Below are 21,962 nucleotides of genomic sequence, written 5' to 3' on the forward strand. Positions count from 1 at the left end.
ATGACCACCTTCGTGATCATCATTGGAAAGCGCGTCTGAATCTTCATCCCAGACGCGCCGCCTCCCGTACCCGGGAGGCTTTTTTTTGGCCCGACCAGACAGCAGGACGACCATGAGCACCACCTTCGGGAAGCACGACCCGGCGGACTTCCACGTCTACGACACGACGATGCGCGACGGCGCCCAGCAGGAGGGGCTCAACCTCTCCGTGCAGGACAAGCTGGCCATCGCCCAGCACCTGGACGACCTCGGCGTGGGCTACATCGAGGGCGGCTGGCCCGGCTCGAACCCCAAGGACACCGAGTTCTTCGCGCTGGCCGCCAAGGAGCTGGACCTGAAGCACGCCAAGCTGGCCGCGTTCGGCTCCACGCGCCGGGCGGGGGTCGCCGCGGCTGACGACCCGCTGATCGCCGCGTTGCGCGACTCGGGCGCGTCGGTGGTCACGATTGTGGCCAAGAGCCACGACCAGCACGTCACCAAGGCGCTGCGCACCACGCTGGAGGAGAACCTCGCGATGGTGCGCGACACGGTCGAGTACCTGCGGGCCGAGGGCCAGCGGGTGTTCGTGGACTGCGAGCACTTCTTCAACGGCTACCTCGACAACCGCGAGTACGCGCTGGAGGTGGTCCGCACCGCGATCGAGGCCGGCGCCGAGGTGGCCGTCCTGTGCGACACCAACGGCGGGATGCTGCCGCACCAGGTGGGCGAGATCGTGGCCGACGTGCTGGCCTCGACGGGTGCGCGACTGGGCATCCACGCGCACAACGACACGGGCTGCGCCGTGGCAAACTCGATCGAGGCGGTGCGCGCGGGCGCCACTCACGTGCAGGGCTGCATCAACGGCTACGGCGAGCGCACGGGCAACGCCGACCTCGTCACGTGCGTGGCCAACCTGGAGTTCAAGCTGGGCATGAGCGTGATGCCCGAGGGCGTGCTGGCCGACGCCACGCGCATCTCCCACGCGATCAGCGAGATCACGAACTACCCGCCGGTGGCGCGTCAGCCCTACACGGGCGTCTCGGCGTTCGCCCACAAGGCGGGCCTGCACGCCAGCGCGATCCGGGTCGATCCCGACCTGTACCAGCACATGGATCCCGCGCTCGTGGGCAACGACATGCGCCTGCTCGTCTCGGAGATGGCCGGTCGCGCGACGATCGAGCTGAAGGGCCGCGAGCTGGGCTTCGACCTGGGCGACAACGAGCTGCTCACCCGCATCACCGACCAGGTCAAGCAGATGGAGCAGGACGGCTACACGTTCGAGGCGGCCGACGCGTCGTTCGAGCTGTTGCTGACCGAGGCGGTCACGGGTCGCCGTCCGGAGTACTTCGACGTCGAGTCGTGGCGCGTCATCGCGGGCTCGGCCGGCGACGGCGGCGCCGAGGCGATCGTCAAGGTCGTGGCCGGTGGCACGCGCGCCGTGGTGGTGGGGGAGGGCAACGGTCCCGTCAACGCCCTGGACCATGCGCTGCGCCAGGCGATCGAGCGGATCTACCCCGACGTGGCCCAGTTCCACCTGATCGACTTCCGCGTGCGGATCCTCGACCAGGGCCACGGCACCGATGCCGTCACGCGTGTCCTCATCGAGACGACCGACGGCAAGAGCTCGTGGGTGACCGTGGGCGTGGGCCCGAACATGATCGAGGCGTCGTTCGAGGCGCTCGTGGACGCGCTGACCTACGGCCTGCGCTCCCACGGGGTCGCGGCGCTGTAGCGCGCGGGCGCGCCGAGGTGCCGGTCGTCGAGGTGACCGTGGGACTTCATGTTGTGGTGCTTCCGGCACAGGCACCTGAGGTTCTTCGCTGACGTCTCGCCGCCGGAATCGTAGTCCTTCGCGTGGTCGAGGTCGGTCTCGAACACCGGCGCCCTGCACCCGGCGACGCGGCAGGTGCCGTCCCGCCAGTGCAGCGCCTTTCTCAGCGACTCGGTGGGCCGGTAGCCCAGGACCGTGGTGTCGAGCACTTCGCCGACCGGGTCGAGCACGAGCCGTCTGAAGACGGTGTGCTCGCTCGCTGCGAGCTCGCGGACCCATGCCTGCTGCAGCGGCTCGCCGTCGCGCGTGATCCCCGGCCCGCCGGTGAGGCCGATCAGGTCGGTGGCGGCGATGCTGATGGCGATCTCGGCGCGAATGTCGGTGGTGGTGCCGGTGCAGGACGTGAGCCACCGGCCGAGGATGTCGGCCTGCTTCTGGTCGCGCGTGCGGGTGTCGCGGATGCCGGTCTGGGGATCGATCGTCGGCTCCGCCTTGGCGGCCTTGCGGAGTCGTTCGGCGGCGGCGATGGCGACTCCAGTGGGCAGGAGCGCGTTGAGCCAGCTGGTGCCGTCGCTGAGGTGGGTGAGGGACACGCGACGCTCGTCGAGGGCCTTCGCAGTCTCCTCGGCGGTCTCCTCAGGCTCGATGCGCGCGCGGAATCGGCGCAGCCACGCCCGCAGTTCGCTGACGGTGTGCGTGGCGGCGTAGCCGACGACGGTGGACTCCAGCTTCGCCCAGCTCTCGCGCTCGACGAGACGTTCGGCGGTGTCGGCGATCGCACCGGAACGCGCCGCGTCGAGGTCGCCGGCTCCGAACGCGTGCCAGACGAGGGGAGTGCGCTCGCGCAGCGTCTCGGCCTCGAACACGATGGCCCACACCCGGTGCTCCGTGACCTTCAGCGCCTGGGCGATCTCGAGCGTGACCTCACGCCGTGCCAGCTCCTTGCCGAGGATGATCTCGTCGGTGCGGTCGATCTCGGCGACGCGTCGCCGGTGATGGGCGGCGATGAGCTTCCACTCCTCGAACTCCGCCACCGCGCGAGCGCGACGTGCCGCGTCGAGTGCGCGAGCGGTGAGTTCCGAGGTCATGCACCCAACGTAGTGAGCCCCTACGACACCGGTCACTGGTCATTGCACGCGGAGGATCTGGCCTGCAGTTCCAGGGTGCCGACCCGTGAACTAGGTGCGGTGGAGTCCCGGCTGGAGGACTCGCTGGGTGGACGGAGGGTTGGCGCCGAGGTGTGCCGCAGGACGGATGGGGCGACGCTGGAGGTTGCCGCCACAGTTCGGGCACTCTCCACCCAGGCACGACTCGACGCATCGCGCGCACCAGGTGCACTCGAAGGTGCAGATCATGGCGTCCGTGGACTCGGGAGGCAGATCGATGTCGCAGCATTCGCAGCCCGGGCGCAGTTCCAGCATTCCGCCATTGTCGCGGGTGGGCGTCGCATCCAGCCTTCCCGGGTCTTTCCCCTCAGGGCGCGGTCGCGCGCTACTCCTCGGGCTGGTCGTTGGACGAGCGCCACAGCTCGGGCAGGACGAATGGGACGACGATCAGCGCGAGCACCCACAGGATGACGCTGGCCGGTCCGCCGAGCTCACCGAGGGGTCCGGTCTCGGTGACGTGGAAGATGAACGCCACCTCGATGGCGAACGCGGCGACGGTGACCGACGCTTCCTTGACACCGTTCACCGCGGCCTCTCCTGCCTCAGGGATGAGCCACCACGCTACCGGGTGACGCCCGCTTTCTGGTCACGCGTCGCGCTCTCGGACCGGAGTGCCCGCGCCTAGACTCGGCCCGTGCCCCCGCGATCGCCGTTGCCGTCCCGTCACGGCCTGGAGGCGGCCTGGTTGCGGACGCCCGACCGTCAGCCCGACGGGCCGCCGTGGCCGACGATGTCGGCGTGGCTGGAGCACCGGCTGTCGGAGCGCGCTGACGTCGGCCAGATGCTGGCGGACGAGCGCTTCGTCTACGACGACCTGCGGCCGGTGCAGGTCGACGACCCGTACGCGCCGCATACGTTCGTGTGGTTCCACCGCGACCTGCGCGACGAGGTCGAGGTGCCCGGTGAGATCCGGATCCTGCACCGCGACGAGCGCATCGTCGTCGTGGACAAGCCGGCGTTCCTGTCGACGATCCCGCGGGGCCGGCACGTGCTGCAGAGCGTCGTGGTGCGGCTCCGTGCCGAGCTCGGACTGCCCGAGCTGACGCCGCTGCACCGGCTCGACCGGGTCACGTCAGGGGTGCTGCTGCTGGCGACCGAGCGTCGCTGGCGCGGGCCGTACCAGACCCTCTTCGAGCACCGCCGGGTCGGCAAGACCTACCGCGCCCTCGCGCCGTGGCAGGCCGCGCTCGAGTCACCGGTCGTGGTCCGCAACCACGTGCGCAAGGAGCGGGGCGCACTCCGGGCCGAGGTCGTCCCCGACGCGCCGGTCAACGCCGAGACGCTGGTCGAGATGGAGTACCGCGACGGCGACCTGGCCGTCTACCGGCTCTCGCCCCGCACGGGTCGCACCCACCAGCTGCGCCTCCACCTGGCCGGCCTGGGCAGCCCGATCGTCGGCGATCCGCTCTACCCGACCGTGACCGACGCGTCGGTCGACGACTTCTCCCGGCCGCTCCAGCTGCTCGCCAGCGAGCTGCGGTTCACCGATCCGGTGGACGGCTCGGAGCGCCGCTTCGCCAGTGGCCGGAGCTTCCCGCTGCACCCCTGATTGACAGGCAAGCGACGACTTGCATAACGTGAGGGCGTGGGTGACGTCTTCAGGGCCATCGCGGAGCCGACCCGTCGTGCGCTGCTGGACGAGCTCCTGGAGCGCGACGAGCAGACGCTCTTCGAGCTGTGCTCGCGGCTCGCGATGAAGCACGACCTGACGCCTACGCGGCAGGCGGTCTCGCAGCACCTCGACGTCCTCGAGGACGCGGGACTGGTGCGGACCGAGCGCCGCGGCCGCTACAAGCTGCACACGATCGACACCGGGCCGCTCGCCCAGATCGCTGAGCGATGGCCACCACGAGAGGAACGCTCATGAAACTGCAGACGGTCAGCATCTTCGTCGACGACCAGCAGCAGGCGGTCGACTTCTACACGGGCACGCTCGGCTTCGAGGTCACGGCCGATGTGCCGATGGGTGAGCACCGATGGCTCACCGTGCGCCTCGGCGACAGCGTGGACGCCACGGAGGTGTCCCTCGAGCCCAAGGCGCACCCGGCGGCGGCCGCGTTCACCGACGCGCTGCTCGCGGACGGGATCCCGTTCTGCATGCTCGGTGTCGACGACGTGCAGCACGAGTACGAACGACTCGTCGCCTCCGGCGTGACCTTCAGCCAGCCGCCGACCGATGTCGGCCCGGTGATCATCGCCGTGTTCGAGGACGGCTGCGGCAACCTCCTGCAGCTCGCCCAGTTCAAGGACGCCTGAGCCGGCCGCGTCACCCGGACCGGGGCGAGAAGCGCTGCCGGTACGAGGTGGGCGTGGTGGCGTAGGACGCGGAGAAGTTCTGCCGGAACGTCACGACGCTGCTGAAGCCGCAGGCGTCGGCGATGCGGGAGATCGGCCAGGTGGTCGTCTCCAGCAGCCGGCGCGCCTCGTCGAGGCGGCGCTTCAGGACCCAGCGGGCCGGGGTGGAGCCGGTCAGCTCGACGAACCGGCGGGTGAAGTTGCGCCGGCTCATGCGGGCGTGGGCGGCCAGGTCGTCGACCGAGAGCGGCTCGTCCAGGCGGCTCAGAGCCCAGTCGATCGTCGGTGCCAGGTCGCCCACGCCGCCTGGCTCGGGCATCGGGCGGGTGACGTACTGGGCCTGGTCGCCCTCGCGGTGTGGCGCCACGACCAGCTGGCGTGCCACCGTGGCCGCGGCCTCGGAACCGAGACGTGTGCGCACGACGTGCAGGCAGGCGTCGATGGCCGACGCCGTGCCCGCCGAGGTCAGGACGTCCCCGTGGTCGAGGTACAGGGCGGCCGGGTTCACGCTCAGCCCGGGCCGCCGTGTCCTCAGGCGATCGACCGCACCCCAGTGCGTCACGACCTCCCGTCCGTCCGCCAGTCCGCTGTCGACCACAGGGAAGGCACCCAAGCAGAGCCCCGCGACGCTGCTGCCGCGATCGCGGGCTGCGCGGAGCCGGTCGACCAGGGCCGAGTCGGCGGGTGGGAGATCGGTCGGCCAGGACGGAAGGACCACGAGATCGGCCCCCTCGACCACCTCGGGGCCTGACACGTCCTCGATCCGGGGTCCCTCCGCCGTCCGGATCCCTTGGCCGTCCGCGGTCCAGACCACCGGATCCCAGCCCTCGGCGAGCCCCTGGCGACCGACCTCGCCGAAGACGAGCAGCGGGGCCGCGAGGTGGAACATGGTGATGCCGTCGAAGGCGTGGACGACGATGCGCACGAGCTGGCCCGATCTCATCGATAGATGGCTTTGGTGCCACTCACGGTACTCCGGCGAACCCGGCAGGCTTGATCCCGGAGCACCTGACCACACCACCTGCTGACCACCGCCTTGGAGACACCATGAACGCCCCGCGCCGCGCCCTGATCGTCATCGACGTCCAGAACGAGTACTTCGACGGAGTCCTGCAGATCCAGGCACCCTCGCGCGAGCAGAGCCTCGCCAACATCACCCAGGCCCTCGAGGTGGCCGCGTCCCAGGACGTGCCCGTCGTCGTGGTGCAGCACCAGACGCCCGAGGGTGCGCCGGTCTTCGCCGAGGGCAGCCACAGCTGGTCGCTGCACCCGGAGATCGAGGCGCTCGCCCAGCCGACCTGGAAGCGCGTCATCAAGCACAAGTCCAGCGTCTTCGCGGGCACGGACGTGGCCGCCTGGCTCGCCGACCAGGGCGTCGACACGATCAGCATCGTCGGTTACATGACGAACAACTGCGACCTTGGCACCGTCTTCGGCGCGGAGGAGCTGGGCTTGGAGGCCGAGATTCTCTCGGACGCGACCGGTGCGATCCACCTCGCGAACGAGGCCGGGAAGGTCTCCGCGGCGGACCTCCACGCCACGCTGCTGGTGCTGCTGCAGTCCAACCTCGCCGCCGTCGCGAGCACGGAGGACTGGACCACGGCGGTCGAGGCCGGCACCGCGCTGCCGAAGAGCGACCTCGGCACCTCGGCCATGCAGGGGCACGCGACGTTCGCGGGCTGAGAGCCGCTGCGCCGGGTTCTGCGGGTCTTCCTACCGAGGGGTCGTGGTGTCCGCGGTCGCGGCCCAGGACGCCAGCAGTCGGAGTCGCTCGGCCGACGGCGAGCCGGGCTCGGCGGTGTAGACGAGCAGCACGAGACCCGGCTCGGCGGTGATGGCCAGCTCCTCGTAGGCGAACGTCAGCTCGCCGACGACGGGATGGTGGAAGCGCTTCGTCCCCGTGCCGTGGGTGCGGACGTTGTGGTCGGCCCACAGCTGCCGGAACGTCTCGCTCTGCGTGGAGAGCTCGCCGACGAGGTCCTGCAGCTCGCGGTCGTGCGGGTCACGGCCCGCCTCGGCGCGCATGATCCCGACACACATCTCGGCGAAGAGGTCCCAGTCCGGGTAGAAGTCGCGTGAGGCGGGATCGAGGAATTGGAAGCGGGCCAGATTCGGCGTGCGGCCGCCGTCGCCGATCACGGGGGAGTAGAACGCCCGGCCGAGGGAGTTGGTGGCGAGCAGGTTCTGGTGGGAGTCGCGGACGAAGGCGACGCCCTCGGTGATCGCCTCCAGCGCCCACTGCAGGCTCAGCCGCGACGCGGCCTTGCCGGGGGAGCGGCGCCGTGGCCTGCCCGAGGCCGGGATGCCGTCCGCGGCGCGGGCGAGGTCGTAGAGGTGCGTCCGCTCGGTCTCGTCGAGCTGCAGGGCCTTCGCGAGGGACTCCAGCACCCCGGACGAGGCTCCGGCGATGTGACCGCGCTCCAGCCGGGCGTAGTACTCGACGCTGAGTCCGGCGAGCGAGGCGACCTCGCTGCGGCGCAGGCCCGGCACGCGGCGGGTGCCGGTGGTCGGGAGGCCGACCTGGTCGGGGGTGATGCGGGCGCGCCGGGTGGTGAGGAACTCGCTCACCTCCCGCCGGGCGTCCTGACGGTGGTCCACGCCTTCGAGCGTACGGGCGTTCGGTGCCGGGTGCGGACCACGAGGGATGCCCTGCCAGTACACCCATGCGCAGTGACTTCCTGCGCGCCGACGGGGCCGGTTCACTGGATCTCGTGGTGCCGTGCCGGCACCGCGGACGACGAGGACAGGAGCCATCGATGCGCCAGGTAGTCATGCACGCACCCGGGGACGTGAGGGTCGAGGACCGCGAGGACCCGACGATCGTCGAGCCGACCGACGCCATCATCCGCCTCGCGGCGACCTGCATCTGCGGCAGCGACCTGTGGCCCTACCGCGGCGCCGAGCCGGTCGACCACCAGGTCATGGGGCACGAGTACGTCGGCGTCGTCGAGGAGATCGGCGCGGACGTGCGGACCGTCACGGTGGGTGACTTCGTGGTCGGCTCGTTCTGGGCCTCGGACAACACCTGTGAGATCTGCCGCGCCGGCTACCAGGCGTACTGCACGCACCGCGTGCTGATGGGGACCATCGGGACGCAGTCCGAGCTGGCCCGCATCCCGCTCGCGGACGGCACGCTCGTCGCGACTCCCGGCATGCCCGACGCCGACCTGATCCCCTCGCTGATGGCCGCCTCCGACGTGCTCGGCACCGGCTGGTTCGCGGCCGTCGCGGCCGAGGCCGGTCCGGGCAGGACCGTCGCGGTCGTCGGTGACGGCGCGGTCGGCCTCCTGGGCATCCTCGCCGCGCAGCAGCTCGGCGCCGAGCGCATCATCGCGTTCAGCCGGCACGCGGATCGCCAGGCCCTGGCGCGGGAGTTCGGCGCGACCGACATCGTCGAGGAGCGCGGGGACGCCGGCGTGGCCCGCGTCAAGGAGCTGACGGACGGGCTCGGTGCCCACTCCGTGATCGAGGCCGTCGGCACGCAGGAGGCGATGATGCAGGCCATCCACTCCGCGCGGCCCGGTGGCCACGTCGGCTTCGTCGGCGTCTCGCACGACGTTGCCATCCCCGGTGACGAGCTGTTCATGGCGGGGGTCCACCTCCACGGCGGGCCCGCGCCCGTGCGCCAGTACCTCCCCGAGCTGATCCAGCTCATCTGGGACCGCAAGATCGAGCCCGGCAAGGTCTTCGACCTGACGCTGCCACTCGAGAGCGCCGCCGAGGGCTACCGGGCCATGGACGAGCGGACCGCGACCAAGGTGCTGCTGACGCTGTGAGCGTCGGTCTGACCCGCCGCGCGCGTGCCGTCCTGACGGTCGTCTGCCTCGCCGCGGCCACGACCGCGTGCGGCACGGGGGAGACGGCCGACCCCGCCCCGTCGGCCTCCGAGCCATCGGCTGAGGCGACTGCGAGCGACACCCCCACCACCGACCCGAGCGACCCGGAGGACGACATGCGCATCCGCATCACCATCGGCGAGGACCGCTTCACCGCGACCCTCGAGGACAGCGCCGCGGCGGACGACCTGCTCGCGCAGCTGCCCGTCACCATCGACATGACCGACCACGGCGGGGTGGAGAAGACCGGCCCGCTTCCGTCGCCGTTGTCCCTGGACGACCAGCCCGACGGGGCGGATCCGGACGTGGGAGACCTCGGCTACTACGTACCCGGCAACGACTTGGTCCTGTACTACGGCGACCAGTCGTACTTCCCCGGCATCGTGGTCCTGGGGCGGCTGGATGCAGACGCCGCGGCGCGGATCGCACGACTGGACGGCACGGTGACGGCCACCGTCGAGGCGGGGTGAGCGGGATGGACCTCCAGGAGTTCCTCGCCCACGTCGGCCGCGGCGACCTCATCGAGGGCGGCTCCGAGGCGCACCGCTTCATGCACGATGCCGCCCAGGACGCCTTCCGCGTCACCAGCCGGCTCAACTCCGGCTACTGCACGCCCGACGAGGTGCGCGCCCTGCTGACCGAGCTCACCGGGCGGCCGGTGGACGAGTCGGTCGCGCTCTTCCCGCCTTTCCACACCGAGTTCGGCAAGAACATCACCCTGGGCAAGGACGTCTTCATCAACCTCGGGTGCCGCTTCCAGGACACCGGTGGGATCACGATCGGGGACGGCACGCTCATCGGGCACGGCAGCACGCTGACTACGCTCAACCACGCCGTCGATCCGGACCGACGCGCGGACATGCTGCCGGCCCCGATCGTCATCGGCCGGAAGGTGTGGCTCGGGGCCTCCGTGACGGTCGTCCCCGGCGTGACCATCGGTGACGGGGCCATCGTCGGCGCCGGCTCCGTCGTGACGAGGGACGTGCCGGCCAACGCGATCGTCGCGGGCGTCCCGGCGAGGGTGCTGCGCGAGACGGGGTTCGACGCCCAACGAGCCTGATCGGGACGTTCCGGCCAGCCCACGCGTCCGGCCCGCCACAATGGGCGGGTGCTGTTGACGATCACCGCCACCCGGAGCGAGATGCTCGCCGATGCGAGCGACCTGGGCTACCTGCTGCACAAGCACCCCGACCGCGTGCAGACGTTCGACGTCTACGGCGGGACGGCGACGGTTTTGTACCCCGAGGTCTCGCCCGAGCGCTGCACCGTCGCGCTGGTGCTCGAGGTCGACCCCATCGGCCTGGTGCGCGGGCGACGCGGGCGGAACGAGGGGTTCTCGCTCGCGCAGTACGTGAACGACCGGCCGTACGCCGCGACGTCGCTGCTGTCGGTGGCGATGGGCAAGGTGTTCCGCAGCGCCCTGAACGGCCAGTGCAAGCCGCGGCCGGAGCTCGTCGACCAGCCGCTGGACCTGCGCATCGAGGTGCCGACCATGCCTGGCGGCGTCGACCTCGTGACCCGGATGTTCGAGCCGCTCGGCTGGGCCGTCGGGGCGGAGCCGATCGTGCTCGACCCCGAGATCCCTGCCTGGGGAGACTCCGACTTCTGCGCGGTCACGCTCACCGGGTCGTTCACCCTCAGCGAGGCGCTCAACCACCTCTACGTGCTGGTGCCCGTGCTCGACGGCGGGAAGCACTACTGGGTCAGCTCCGACGAGGTGGACAAGCTCGTGCGAGCCGGGACCGGCTGGCTGGCGAACCACCCCGAGCGGGAGCTGATCAGCCGCCGCTACCTGGCCCGCCAGCGGGACATGGTCGACGAGGTCCGTGAGCGCCTCGACGAGCTCGACGGGTCGACCGAGCCGGCCGTGCCCACGGAGGAGGGCGAGCCGCCGCTCGTCCGGCTGCGGCACGACGCAGTGATCGAGCAGGTCGAGCGGCTCCGCCCGGGGTCGGTCCTCGATCTCGGCTGTGGCCAGGGAGCCCTGCTGCGCCGTCTGCTGGAGACGCAGGGCGTCGACCGAGTGGTCGGCACCGAGGTGTCGGCGAGCTCCCTCGACGTCGCGTCCAAGCGCCTGCACGTGGACCGCATGACCGAGCGTCAGGCTGATCGACTCGACCTCTGGCTGTCGTCCCTGCAGTACCAGGACCCGCGACTGGTCGGCTTCGACCTCGCCGTGCTGATGGAGGTCGTCGAGCACGTCGACGCGGACCGGCTGCCGGCGGTCGTGGCGAACGTCTTCGGCTTCATGCGGCCCGCATCGGTCGTCGTGACGACGCCCAACAGCGAGTACAACGCCCTCTACCCGGCGCTGGCCGCGGGAGGGTTCCGCCACGTCGACCACCGGTTCGAGTGGTCGCGCGGCGAGTTCGCGGCGTGGAGCGACGGCGTCGCCGCCCGCTACGGCTACACCGTCGAGCGCTCCGGCGTCGGCGCCGAGGACCCCGAGCGGGGCACCCCCTCGCAGCTGGCCGTGTTCCGTCGCGCCGAGGAGGTGGCCGCATGAGCGTGCTCCAGGTGCCCGAGGTGTCGCTCGTCGTGCTCATCGGCGCGAGCGGCGCGGGCAAGACGTCGTTCGCGGCGCGGCACTTCCTCCCGACCGAGGTCGTCTCCTCGGACGCCTGCCGTGCGCTGGTGTCCGACGACGAGAACGACCAGTCGGCGACGACCGACGCGTTCGACCTGCTCGAGTTCATCGTCGGCAAGCGCCTGTCGCGCGGCCTGCTGACCGTCGTGGACGCCACGAACGTGCAGCCGCACGCCCGCAGGAGCCTGATCGCGGTGGCCAAGGAGCACGACGTGCTGGCGACGGCTGTCGTGCTCGACGTGCCGCCGGCGGTGTCGGTCGCGCGGAACGCCGAGCGGCCCGACCGCACCTTTGGCGCGTCCGTCGTCAAGCGGCAGCACGACCAACTGCGGCGGTCGCTGAAGTCGCTGCGGCGCGAGGGATTCCGGCACGTCCACGTGCTGTCGTCGGTCGAGGAGATCGAGGAGGCGACGTTCGAGCGCACCCGTCTGCACAACGACCTTCGTGACGTCACCGGGCCGTTCGACGTCATCGGCGACGTCCACGGCTGCCGTGCCGAGCTCGAGCAGCTGCTCGACGACCTCGGCTACGCGATCACCCGTGACGACGCCGGGCGGCCCGTCGACGCCGCCCACCCGGACGGGCGCCGTGCGATCTTCGTCGGCGACCTCGTCGACCGCGGCCCCGACTCGCCGGGCGTGCTGCGCCTCGTCATGGGCATGGTGGCGGCCGGCCACGCCCTCTGCGTCGCGGGCAACCACGAGGCGAAGCTGTCGAACGCGCTGTCCGGCCGCAAGGTCACGGTCAGCCACGGCCTCGAGACGACCCTCGCGCAGCTGGAGGCGGAGAGCGACGAGTTCCGCGCCGACGTCGCTCGATTCGTCGACGGCCTCATCGCTCACTACGTGCTGGACTGCGGCCGCCTCGTGGTGGCGCACGCCGGGCTGAAGGAGAGCTACCACGGCCGTGCCTCGGGCCGCGTCCGTGCGTTCGCGCTCTACGGGGACACCAGCGGCGAGACCGACGAGTTCGGCCTCCCGGTGCGCTACCCGTGGGCCGAGGACTACCGAGGCCAGGCGATGGTGCTCTACGGGCACACGCCGACGCCCACGCCGGAGTGGGTCAACAACACGATGTGCCTCGACACCGGCTGCGTCTTCGGCGGCTCGCTCACCGCACTGCGCTACCCCGAGCGCGAGGTCGTCCAGGTCGTCGCGGCCGAGACCTACTACGAGCCCGTCCGGCCCCTCGCGCCGCCGGAGCGCGAGCCCGACACGCTGCGCCTCGACGACGTGCTCGGTCCGCGCATCATCGAGACCTCGACCATGGGTCGGATCTCGCTGCGCGAGGAGAACGCCGCCGGCGCGCTCGAGGTGATGAGTCGGTTCGCGGTCGATCCGACGCGTCTCGTCTACCTCCCGCCGACCATGTCGCCGAGCGACACCTCAGTGCTCGAGGACCACCTGGAGCACCCCGAGCAGGCGTTCACGCACTTCGCGCGGACCGGCGCCGGCCCGGTGATCTGCGAGGAGAAGCACATGGGCTCGCGTGCCGTGGTGGTCGTCGACCGCGACGGCGGGGGCGTGGTGCACACGCGCACCGGGCGCGCGTTCTTCGACGCCGCGACCGAGCGCGCCGTCCTCGACCGGGTCGCCTCGGCCGTCGCCACGGCGAAGCTCTGGGACGAGCTGGGGACGTCATCGCTGGTGCTCGACGCCGAGATCATGCCGTGGTCGACGAAGGCGGGTGCGCTCATCCGCGAGCAGTACGCGGCGGTCGGCGCCGCGGCACGCGCGGGCCTGGCCGGCACGCTCGACGTCCTCGGCGCGGCGGCCGCACGAGGCCTCGACGTCGGCGACCTCGCCGATCGCACCAGCCGCCGGCGTGACGACGCCGACGCGTACACCGCCGCCTACCGCCGGTACGTCTGGGAGGTCGACGGCCTCGACGGGCTCCGGATCGCGCCGTTCCAGGTGCTGGCGAGCGACTCGGAGACCTTCGAGACCCGCGACCACCTGTGGCACCTCGCGATCGCCGACCGGCTGGCCGAGACCGACGGCGACCTCTTCACGACGACCGGCCGGCTGGTCGTCGACCCCGCCGACGAGGCCTCGGTCCGCGCGGGTGTCGCGTGGTGGAGCGACCTCACCGGCGCGGGCGGCGAGGGCATGGTCGTGAAGCCGCTCGCCAACCTCACCCGCGGACCCAAGGGCCTCGTCCAGCCCGGGGTGAAGGTGCGGGGCCGCGAGTACCTGCGCATCATCTACGGCCTCGACTACACCGAGCCGGAGAACCTCACGCGCCTCCGCGACCGCAACCTCGGTCACAAGCGCTCGATGGCCCTGCGCGAGTACGCCCTGGGACTCGAGGCGCTCAGGCGCCACGTCAGCGGCGAGCCCACGTGGCGAGTCCACGAGTGCGTCTTCGCGGTGCTCGCGATGGAGTCCGAGCCGGTCGATCCGCGGCTGTAGCGGTTCATCGTCGCTGCGTGCGCTGTCCCTTGACGCGAACCCCTCTTCGGGAGGTCACTGGGGAGGAGACCCCGGGCGAAGGTGGAGGGCGCGATGGAAGCGGGCAATCGGGACACGACGGTCCACGAGACGAACCGGACGCAGGCGGAGTCCTGGGACGGGCCCGGTGGCGAGTACTGGGCGGCGCACGCCGACCGGTTCGACCGTGCCGTGGCGGACTACCAGGAGCGCTTCGAGGCAGCCGTCGCCGTCCGTCGTGGCGAGCGCGTGCTCGACGTCGGCTGCGGGGGCGGGCTCACCACACGCCGCGCCGCTCGCGCGTCCGTCGACGGCGAGGCGCTCGGGGTGGACCTGTCGAGCCAGCTGCTCGACGTCGCCCGCGCCCGGGCCGAGGACGAAGGGCTCGACAACGTGCGCTTCCTCCGTGCCGATGCGCAGGTGCACCCGTTCGAGCCGGGCCACCACGACGTCGTCGTCTCCCGCACCGGCGCGATGTTCTTCGGGGACCCGGTCGCGGCGTTCGCCAACCTCCGTCACGCCACCAGACCCGGTGGCCGGATGGTGCTGATGACGTGGCAGCCGCCCGACCGCAACGAGTGGATCCGCGGCACCCTCGGTGTGCTCGGCGGGCCTCCCGGACCGACCGCCGACCTCGACGCTCCCGGCATGTTCTCGCTGTCCAGGCCCGAGCGGATCCGCGACGTGCTCGAGGCGGCGGGCTGGACGCAGGTGCAGGTGGACGGAGTCGAGGGGCAGGAGTGGTTCGGCGCCGACGTCGCCGACGCCCTCGGCTTCCTGCGAGGGCTGTTCGCGTGGCTCCTCGACGAGCTGCCCGAGGACGAGCGCGACGCCGCGGTCGAGCGGCTCCGCGAGAGCCTGGCGGCGCACGCGGCTCCCGGAGGGGTTCAGTTCGCGTCGGCCGTCTGGCTGATCAGCGCACGCAAGGAGACCGACGATGAACGATGACGCACCCACCTTCCGCGACGTGGACTCGTCCTCCGAGGAGGGACGGGCGGCCGCGCTGATGGCCCTCGACCTCCAGGCGCAGCTGCCGCCGATCCAGCGGTTGCACGCCTGGTTGATCGACCACCTGGAGCCGCTCCCGGGGATGCATGTCCTGGACGTGGGCTGCGGCACCGGCGAGGACGTCCGGGGCCTTGCGGTCCTCGTCGCGCCCACCGGCTCGGCCACGGGAGTCGACCCGAGCGAGACCATGCTGGCCGAGGCCCGGCGGCGCGGCGAGGCAGCGCGCAATCCTGCACGGTTCGTGCAGGGGACGGCCGAGGAGCTCCCGTCCGGGGACGGCGCCCTCGACCTGGTGCGTTGCGAGCGTGTGCTTCAGCACCTCGCCGACCCGGCCGTGGCGGTCGGCGAGATGGCTCGCGTCCTGCGTCCCGGCGGCCGGGTCGGCCTGATCGATACCGACTGGCGCACGATCGCGACCTGGCCCGGGGACCCGTACCTGGCCGCGGCCTGGCTCGAGGACTGGGCGGGGGTCCCGTCGCCGGCTGCCGGCGCCCAGCTCCTCGACCTCGTCCGGCGTCACGGGTTCGTCGACGCCCGCGTCACCACCGACACGTTCATGCTGCGCCCGCGTGCCCTCGACCAGCCACCGGTGTCCATCGTCCTGGAGCTCGCCGCTCGTCGTGCGGCGGCCGCGGGGGAGGAGGCCGCGTGGAGGCAGGCACTCGAGGAGAGCGCGGCGGAGGGAGCGTTCGTCTTCGCCGTCACGCTGTACGCCGTCGTCGCAAAGCGCGGGTAATCCTGCTCAGGACGCGGCCACGGCGGAGCGGAGGGCGTCGAGCGTGCGCTCAACGTCGGCGTCGGTCGTCGACCAGTTGCTGACGGAAATGCGCAGCACCGCCCGGTCGTGCCACACCGAGCCGGTGGTCCAGGCGGTGCCGTCCTCCAGCATCAGGCGGACGACGTCGCGGGTGCGGTCGTCGTCGCCGAAGGCGGCGCAGACCTGCGTGAACACCACGTCGTTGAGGACCTCGGCGGACTCGATGCCGGCGATGCCGTCCGCGAAAGCGCGGGCGTGCCCGGCCATCCGGTCGACCAGCTCGGCGACGCCACGGCGTCCGAGCGACCGCAGCACGGCCCACACGGTGAACGCGCGACCGCGGCGGGACAGCTCGGGGACCTTCTCGAAGGGGTCGCCAGCAGCGTCCTGGATGAGGTAGTCGCCGTGCATCGACATCGCCGCACGCAACGCGGCCGGGTCGCGGACGATCGCCAGTCCGCAGTCGTAGGGCACGTTCAGGGTCTTGTGCGCGTCGGTCGCCCAGGAGTCGGCGGCCTCGTAGCCGTGGACGAGGTGCCTGAACGACGGGCTGGCACCAGCGAAGAGTCCGAACGCTCCGTCGATGTGCACCCACGCGCCGTGCTCGTGCGCCGCGGTGATGGCGTCGTCGAACGGGTCGAACGCGCCGGAGTGGATGTTGCCTGCCTGGAGCACGACCATCGTCGGGCACTCGTCGTCGCCCTCCTCGAGCATCGTTCCGAGCGCCTCGGCCAGGAGTCGTCCCTCGGCATCCACCGGGACGAGCTCGGGCGCGCCCAGGCCGAGGTACCGCAGCGCCAGATCCACCGAGCCGTGTCCTTCGGCACCGGCCAGCACGCGCACGCCCGGCGAGCCCGCCAGTCCGCGGGTGCCGACATCCCAGCCCGCGCGGGTGAGCACGGCGTCGCGGCCCGCTGCCAGGCACGTGAAGTTCGCCGTGGTGCCGCCGGTGACGAAGCCGACCGCGCCGTCCGCAGGCAGGTCCAGGAGGTCGAGGACCCACGCCTCGGCGATGTCGTCGGCCGCGGTGGCCGCCGGGGTGACCGTGCGCATCCCGGAGTTCTGGTCCCACGCGGACGTCAGCCAGTCGGCTGCCATCGCCGCCGGGTGGGTGCCGCCGATCACGAACCCGAAGAACCGGCCCGAGGGCATCGCGGTCAGTCCCGGCTCCGCCGCCCGGGCCAGCAGGTCGACGACCTCGACAGGATCGGTCGGGCCCTCGGGGAGGTCGGCGCCGAGAGCCGCGATCACGTCGGCAACCGAGGCGACCGGCGGGACGGGGCGGTCGGGCAGGGTCGCCAGCCAGCTCAGGGCGTGCTCGTGAGCACGGGCGAGGGCTTCCGATGCGTCCGGCGGCCGGTCCATCTCGTCAGGATGACCCACCGACGAGGGGGAGTCCATAGCCCGCGGACGCCGCCGTCACTCCGGGAGACTGGGCCTCGAGAAGCGGATCTCCTCGATGTCGAGCCTGGCCTGCACCTGACGCAGCACGATGTCGTCGATGCGTCGTTCGTCGCGCAGCTGCACGAGAGCCTCGCGCCGCCGGGCGAGGAGGGCGAGCGACAGGCTCGTGTACTGGTCGTGGTGCTCCACCAGCGGGTCGCCGTCGGCCCCGGTCGCCTCCACGAGCCGTCGCTGCTTGTCGAGCTCGTGGCGGACCCGCGTCGTCACGATCTCGCCGACGCCGAGCTCGGTGGCCGTGTCGTCGATCGCCTCGATCGCGGCGTCGAGGGTGAGGACCTCGGCGAGCTGGATCTCCTCGTCGACCGAGGTGTCGCTGGGCAGCCGGGCGAACCGCACGATCGCCGGCAGGAGGAGTGCCTGGAGCAGGCTCAGCATGATCACGCCGCAGGCGATGAGCACGATGAGGTCGCGGTCGGGGAAGGGCGCCCCCGAGTCGACGGTGCGCGGCACGGCGAGGATCGCCGCGAGGGAGACCGCTCCCCGGAACCCGGCCGTCGCGGTGACGGTGCGCTGACGAGCGCTCACGCGACGCTCCCGCTGGACCGGGCGCCGGTCGACGGCACGGATCAGGTAGGGCGTCGTGTAGGTCCAGACCCACCGCACGCCGATCACGACGGCGGCCACCAGCAGGGTGTCCAGCAGCGCCCGCGCCATGGTCGTGCTGGAGAGGGCGCGGAACGCGGACTGCGCCTCGAGACCGATCAGCACGAACAGCGCGCTGCTCAGCATCGTGGTGGAGAGCGACCAGAACGGGACCACGAGGTGTCGGGTGGCCGCGCCGGTGATGCGCGGGGCGACCTGACTCAGGAAGAGCCCGCAGGCGACGACGGCCAGCACACCGGACGCCTCGATCGCCTCGGCCGCCAGGAACGCGGCGAACGGGGTCACGAAGATCGCGATGCCCTCGAGCATCGGGTCGTTCATCCGGCGGCGGATCTGCCAGCTGAGCAGCCCGACCAGCGCACCCGCGATGAGGCCGCCGCCGTACGAGAGCACGACGAGCCAGGTGACGTGCCAGCCGGTGAGGACCTCCTCGCCGACGGTGACGCCCACCGCGAGCCCGTAGATGACCAGGGCGGTGCCGTCGTTGATGAGGCTCTCGGCGCGCAGGGTCGTGACCGTGCGGCGGGGGAGGTGGCGGGCCAGGACGCCGACGGCGGTGGCGTCGGTGGGCGCGAGCGCCGCGCCGAGCACCCACGCCGGGCCCCACGACATGCCGAGCACGTAGTGGGCGGTCGCCGCGACGGCGCCGGCCGTGGCGACCACCAGGACGGTGCTCGTGAGGACCACGACGCGCAGGTTGTTGCGGATCTCCCGCAGCGACGTCGTCAGGCTCTCCCAGAAGAGCAGCGCGGGCAGGAACACGAGGAGGATGACCTCGGGTGGCAGGTGCGCCTCGCGCAGGGCCGGCGCGAACCCGATGAGCACGCCCGCGACGACCAGCAGGATGGCGGGGGCGATCGGGTAGCGGCTGGCGAGCGCGCCGCACGCCACGATCGCGATTCCCAGCAGGACGACCATCTCGAGTCCGAGCACGGGTCAATCCTGACGCACGCCCTGTCAGGCGCCGCCGAAGGGACGCGACGGGTAGCCCGTGTCGAAGTGCATGTAGTCGGGAACGTCGATGTTCTGCCAGATCCAGCCCTCGCGGTCGAACAGCCGCCACACGAGATCGTTCTCGAGGATCTTGCCGGGCCCCGGGGTGCGCTCGGCGTGGCGGGCCGAGGGCGTCCAGCAGTCGCAGCGCAGGTCCATCCACGGGTTCTCGAGCGGGTTGATGTCGACGGCGCGACCGTTCGCGTGGGGCGAGTCCTTGAACGGCGCGTTGATCTGGTCGGCGCGGCGACAGTTGAAGGCGGAGGTGTTGTCCGCCGCCAGACTCTTCGCGACGTCGCCGCCGTAGGCCTCGACGCCCCTCATCTTGCGGATCGGGAACTCCTCGGCGAAGAGGCGGTCGAAGATCCGCTGGATGCTTCGCGCCACGTCGGCGTTGACGATGACGTGACCGCGGCGCGTGCGGCCCTCGAAGTCGATGAAGTTCAGGTCGACGCGGCTCAGCTGCTCACGGCGCTGGATCGGGCACTCCGGACGAACCATGCCGGCTGCGACGATCGCGTCCCACTGGGCCGGGGGAACCTCGCGGATCCGCGAGGCGGGCGGGGGAGCGGGCGTCGTGGCGGTGGGCGACGGCGTGGGCGTCGTGGCCGTCGGGGTCGCGCTGGCGCTGCTGGGAGTGGCCGCGGGCTCGTCCTGCCCGCCGCTGCAACCTGCGAGCAGCGCCAGTGTCATGACCACGGTCGTCACGCGGAGGAGGTGTGGCATCGCGAATCGGCTCCCGTCGGGTCTGGACTGCACCTCCGCGAGTCTGTCAGGCGAACAGACGTCGGTAGTGGTCGGACTGCCCGGGGTGGTAGTCGTCGAAGCTGATCGCCGCGACGTCGGTGCCGGTCTCCGCCGCGACGAGGCGGTCGAGGTAGTACTCCCAGCCGGGGCCGACGTTGGCCGCCAGCTCCGGGTCGGTCATGGACTGGCTGAACGTCAGAGTGGTCGTGCCTGCGTCCTCGCTCAGCTCCAGCAGCAGGTCGAAGGTCTCCGTGTCGCCGGCGGGGGAGGAGACCTCAAGCAGGTGTGGTGGCTCGCAGCGGTGGATCGTGAAGGTCTCGTCCTGGACGTCGTCGCCCTCGGCGTTCATGCGGAACTCGACCGAGCCGGACGCGGGGTCGCCGCTCCACGTGCCGATCCACCGGGCGAGGCGGTCGCTCTCGGTGATCGCCGCCCACACGGCCTCGACGGGGGCTCGGAAGGTGCGGGTGAGCACGATGCCGTCGCTGCCGTGGCGGGTCTCGCGGCGTCCGGTCGGGTCGGGGGTCATGCGGTCTCCTCGGAGGAAGCGGGCGCCGGGGCGCCCCGGTGGTCCCTGACGGTGCGTCGGACCTCGAGATCCAGGCCGTCGAGCACGGATTCACTGAAGCGTGGCTGCGGGGTGAGCTCCTGCAGGAGGTCTCGCACGGGGGCAAGACCCTCGTCGACGAAGGCGTAGTGGCGCTCCCGCCCGTGGTCCTCCGCGGAGACCAGACCGGCCTCGACCAGCACCTTGAGGTGCTTGCTCACCGCCGGCCGACTGATCGGGTGCTCGGCCGCGAGGTCCACCACGCGCGCCGGCCCCTGGCTGAGCCGGAGCAGCAGCGCCCGGCGCACCGGGTCGGCGAGAGCGGTGAACGGATCCACGGTTCATTGGTAACGCAGTGGTTACCTGATGTCAACGGTGTCCATGCCGCGCGACTCGCGCCGGGTCGCATCTTGTGGCGATGGAGCCCAGATATGGGCCGAAGTGGCACATCATCCGGAGGGCGGGAGGCGCTCGCCGCGCCAGGGCGGGTCGGCGCCGGGGCGCGAGACCGTGATGGCCGCGGCGGTGACGGCGGCCTGCCCGAGCTCGCGCAGCTCGTCGGTGGTGAACGAGGTCCGGTCGGTCCACCCGCGCAGCAGCAGCTCGGTCAGCAGGGTGCCCATCCAGGTGTCGCCCGCGCCGATGGTGTCGGCGACCTCGACCTCGGGGACCTGCACCTCGACCTCCTGCGCACCGGAGCGGAGCACCGCCGACGCGCCGCCTCGGGTGAGGGCAGCCAGCACGGGACCGTGCGTGGCAAGCTCCCGGAGCACCGACAGCGGATCGCCGTGACCGTCCGCGAGCACCTCCGCGTCCTCGTCGCTCAGCTTCACGAAGCGGCTGAGCCGGGCGAGGTCGAAGACCCGCTGCCGGAGCACCGGCACGGACGGCGCGAGCGCGGGCCGCACGTTCGGGTCGAAGCCCACGGCCTGGCCACCGGCGTGCGCGCGTCGCACCAGGTCGGCGACGGCGTCAGCCCCCGGCGCCATCCACGCACCGATCGATCCGACGTGGACGAGGTCGAAGTCCGCCGGGTCGGGCAGCGACTCGGGGTCCCAGTGCAGGTCGAACTCGTAGGTGGCCGCGCCTGCGGCGTCGAGCGTCGCGGTGGCCGAGGCCGTGGGCGCCGACGACCCGGTGCCGTCGAGCGTCACACCGCTGCGCTCGAGGTGGGCCCGGACGAGGGAGCCGAAGTGGTCGTCCCCCACCTGCGCGGCCAGCGTGGTGTCGATGCCCTGGCGCGCCATGGTCACCGCGACGTTGAGGGGTGAGCCGCCCGGGTGCTCGGCGACGCTGCCGTCGGGCTTGCGGGTGACGTCCACCAGCGCCTCGCCGACGACGAGGGCGCGGGGAGCTCGTGCGGCGCTCACCGCGGTTGGAACAGCTCGACGAGGTTGCCGTCCGGGTCCGCGACGAGGACCTGCTGCCCGCCGGGACCGCCGACGATGTCCGTGGTCGGCTCGACGCCGCCCGCGCGGAGCCGTTCGACCTCGAGGGCCAGGTCGTCCACGATCACGTGGATGCGGTTGCGGCCCGGGACGTCGAGGTCGGCTGGGGTGGCGCGGGCGCCCGAGCTGCCCGGGCCGGACAGCAGGACCCGCAGCGAGCCCCGGGTCACGTCGGCGAACGGTGGTGCCGGATGGGCGCGCAGCGTGAACCCGAGCCGGTTCACGTAGAAGTCGATGGACGCCTGCACGTCCTGCACGATGTAGCGGACGCTGCCGTAGGTTTCGTCACCGCTCATGGGAGTACCTCCGGTCGCCCAGCCTAGGCACCCGAG

General features: G+C 71.7%; 24 protein-coding genes. 12 read left to right on the plus strand and 12 right to left on the minus strand.

Going from position 1 to position 21,962, the window contains the following annotated elements; translation table 11 throughout:
- The first annotated feature begins 112 nt into the window (after positions 1 to 112).
- Positions 113 to 1,711, plus strand: a complete 1,599-nt coding sequence (gene cimA, locus B2363_RS03680; protein ID WP_286928528.1) for a citramalate synthase — start codon at positions 113 to 115, stop codon at positions 1,709 to 1,711.
- Here the strand turns inward: cimA and B2363_RS03685 are convergent.
- The 3 genes from B2363_RS03685 to B2363_RS03690 form a co-directional block, all read right to left on the minus strand.
- Positions 1,675 to 2,838, minus strand: coding sequence for an HNH endonuclease signature motif containing protein (locus B2363_RS03685; RefSeq protein WP_286928530.1), 1,164 nt, complete (start codon positions 2,836 to 2,838; stop codon positions 1,675 to 1,677). The genes cimA and B2363_RS03685 overlap by 37 nt on opposite strands.
- A 90-nt stretch (positions 2,839 to 2,928) precedes the next feature.
- A complete protein-coding gene (locus B2363_RS16255; protein ID WP_376785945.1) occupies positions 2,929 to 3,171 on the minus strand; it encodes a DUF1272 domain-containing protein in 243 nt (80 codons plus the stop codon).
- Positions 3,172 to 3,241: 70 nt separating this feature from the next.
- Positions 3,242 to 3,442 (minus strand): hypothetical protein, encoded by a 201-nt coding sequence (locus B2363_RS03690; protein WP_286928532.1) that lies wholly within the window; start codon positions 3,440 to 3,442, stop codon positions 3,242 to 3,244.
- A gap of 204 nt (positions 3,443 to 3,646) precedes the next feature.
- Between B2363_RS03690 and B2363_RS03695 the strand changes: the two genes are divergently transcribed.
- The 3 genes from B2363_RS03695 to B2363_RS03705 are packed head-to-tail and all read left to right on the plus strand — an operon-like array spanning position 3,647 to position 5,172.
- Positions 3,647 to 4,465, plus strand: coding sequence for a pseudouridine synthase (locus tag B2363_RS03695; RefSeq protein WP_286929017.1), 819 nt, complete (start codon positions 3,647 to 3,649; stop codon positions 4,463 to 4,465).
- A 36-nt stretch (positions 4,466 to 4,501) separates the two neighbouring features.
- Positions 4,502 to 4,783, plus strand: coding sequence for an ArsR/SmtB family transcription factor (locus B2363_RS03700; protein ID WP_286928533.1), 282 nt, complete (start codon positions 4,502 to 4,504; stop codon positions 4,781 to 4,783).
- Positions 4,780 to 5,172, plus strand: a complete 393-nt coding sequence (locus B2363_RS03705) for a VOC family protein (RefSeq protein ID WP_286928535.1) — start codon at positions 4,780 to 4,782, stop codon at positions 5,170 to 5,172. The genes B2363_RS03700 and B2363_RS03705 overlap by 4 nt, the downstream gene beginning before the upstream one ends.
- A 10-nt stretch (positions 5,173 to 5,182) precedes the next feature.
- Here the strand turns inward: B2363_RS03705 and B2363_RS03710 are convergent, their stop codons facing one another.
- The gene (locus B2363_RS03710; RefSeq protein ID WP_286928537.1) at positions 5,183 to 6,154 is read right to left on the minus strand and encodes a GlxA family transcriptional regulator; all 972 of its coding nucleotides are present in this window, start codon (positions 6,152 to 6,154) and stop codon (positions 5,183 to 5,185) included.
- A 104-nt stretch (positions 6,155 to 6,258) separates the two neighbouring features.
- On the opposite strand from B2363_RS03710, the gene B2363_RS03715 reads away from it, so the two are divergent.
- On the plus strand, positions 6,259 to 6,894 hold the full coding sequence (locus B2363_RS03715; RefSeq protein WP_286928538.1) for an isochorismatase family protein: 636 nt from the start codon (positions 6,259 to 6,261) through the stop codon (positions 6,892 to 6,894).
- A 30-nt stretch (positions 6,895 to 6,924) separates the two neighbouring features.
- Here B2363_RS03715 and B2363_RS03720 read toward each other — a convergent pair whose 3' ends face one another.
- Positions 6,925 to 7,809, minus strand: coding sequence for a helix-turn-helix domain-containing protein (locus B2363_RS03720; protein WP_286928539.1), 885 nt, complete (start codon positions 7,807 to 7,809; stop codon positions 6,925 to 6,927).
- Positions 7,810 to 7,967: 158 nt separating this feature from the next.
- Between B2363_RS03720 and B2363_RS03725 the strand changes: the two genes are divergently transcribed.
- From B2363_RS03725 to B2363_RS03755, 7 genes are all read left to right on the plus strand, one after another.
- On the plus strand, positions 7,968 to 8,987 hold the full coding sequence (locus B2363_RS03725) for a zinc-dependent alcohol dehydrogenase family protein (protein WP_286928540.1): 1,020 nt from the start codon (positions 7,968 to 7,970) through the stop codon (positions 8,985 to 8,987).
- Complete coding sequence (locus B2363_RS03730) at positions 8,984 to 9,517, plus strand: cyclophilin-like fold protein (protein WP_286928541.1); 534 nt, start codon at positions 8,984 to 8,986, stop codon at positions 9,515 to 9,517. Before B2363_RS03725 ends, B2363_RS03730 begins: the two co-directional genes overlap by 4 nt.
- Positions 9,518 to 9,522: 5 nt before the next feature.
- Positions 9,523 to 10,107, plus strand: coding sequence for a sugar O-acetyltransferase (locus tag B2363_RS03735; protein ID WP_286928543.1), 585 nt, complete (start codon positions 9,523 to 9,525; stop codon positions 10,105 to 10,107).
- Positions 10,108 to 10,155: 48 nt separating this feature from the next.
- Positions 10,156 to 11,553, plus strand: a complete 1,398-nt coding sequence (locus B2363_RS03740) for a 3' terminal RNA ribose 2'-O-methyltransferase Hen1 (RefSeq protein WP_286928544.1) — start codon at positions 10,156 to 10,158, stop codon at positions 11,551 to 11,553.
- On the plus strand, positions 11,550 to 14,045 hold the full coding sequence (locus B2363_RS03745; RefSeq protein WP_286928546.1) for a polynucleotide kinase-phosphatase: 2,496 nt from the start codon (positions 11,550 to 11,552) through the stop codon (positions 14,043 to 14,045). Before B2363_RS03740 ends, B2363_RS03745 begins: the two co-directional genes overlap by 4 nt.
- 93 nt (positions 14,046 to 14,138) lie before the next feature.
- Positions 14,139 to 15,011, plus strand: coding sequence for a class I SAM-dependent methyltransferase (locus tag B2363_RS03750; protein WP_286928547.1), 873 nt, complete (start codon positions 14,139 to 14,141; stop codon positions 15,009 to 15,011).
- Positions 15,001 to 15,807 carry a methyltransferase domain-containing protein gene (locus tag B2363_RS03755; RefSeq protein WP_286928549.1) on the plus strand — a complete coding sequence of 269 codons (807 nt, stop codon included), beginning with the start codon at positions 15,001 to 15,003 and terminating at the stop codon, positions 15,805 to 15,807. The genes B2363_RS03750 and B2363_RS03755 overlap by 11 nt, the downstream gene beginning before the upstream one ends.
- A 6-nt stretch (positions 15,808 to 15,813) precedes the next feature.
- Here the strand turns inward: B2363_RS03755 and B2363_RS03760 are convergent, their stop codons facing one another.
- The 7 genes from B2363_RS03760 to B2363_RS03790 all read right to left on the minus strand — a co-directional run bounded on the left by B2363_RS03760 (position 15,814) and on the right by B2363_RS03790 (position 21,926).
- A complete protein-coding gene (locus B2363_RS03760; protein ID WP_286928551.1) occupies positions 15,814 to 17,193 on the minus strand; it encodes a pyridoxal phosphate-dependent decarboxylase family protein in 1,380 nt (459 codons plus the stop codon).
- 54 nt (positions 17,194 to 17,247) lie between these two features.
- Positions 17,248 to 18,828, minus strand: coding sequence for a Na+/H+ antiporter (locus tag B2363_RS03765; RefSeq protein ID WP_286928553.1), 1,581 nt, complete (start codon positions 18,826 to 18,828; stop codon positions 17,248 to 17,250).
- A 24-nt stretch (positions 18,829 to 18,852) separates the two neighbouring features.
- Complete coding sequence (locus tag B2363_RS03770; RefSeq protein WP_286928554.1) at positions 18,853 to 19,614, minus strand: M15 family metallopeptidase; 762 nt, start codon at positions 19,612 to 19,614, stop codon at positions 18,853 to 18,855.
- Between the two features lie 46 nt (positions 19,615 to 19,660).
- Positions 19,661 to 20,164: an SRPBCC family protein gene (locus tag B2363_RS03775; protein ID WP_286928555.1), complete on the minus strand. Its 504-nt coding sequence runs from the start codon at positions 20,162 to 20,164 to the stop codon at positions 19,661 to 19,663.
- Entirely contained in the window at positions 20,161 to 20,520 is a 360-nt protein-coding gene (locus tag B2363_RS03780) for an ArsR/SmtB family transcription factor (RefSeq protein ID WP_286928557.1), read from the minus strand. Before B2363_RS03780 ends, B2363_RS03775 begins: the two co-directional genes overlap by 4 nt.
- A 111-nt stretch (positions 20,521 to 20,631) precedes the next feature.
- Entirely contained in the window at positions 20,632 to 21,552 is a 921-nt protein-coding gene (locus tag B2363_RS03785; protein ID WP_286928559.1) for a PfkB family carbohydrate kinase, read from the minus strand.
- On the minus strand, positions 21,549 to 21,926 hold the full coding sequence (locus B2363_RS03790; protein WP_286928560.1) for a VOC family protein: 378 nt from the start codon (positions 21,924 to 21,926) through the stop codon (positions 21,549 to 21,551). Before B2363_RS03790 ends, B2363_RS03785 begins: the two co-directional genes overlap by 4 nt.
- Positions 21,927 to 21,962: the final 36 nt, after the last annotated feature.

The sequence above is a fragment of the Aeromicrobium sp. UBA7512 genome (assembly GCF_002476985.1).
Taxonomy (GTDB): domain Bacteria; phylum Actinomycetota; class Actinomycetes; order Propionibacteriales; family Nocardioidaceae; genus Aeromicrobium; species Aeromicrobium phoceense.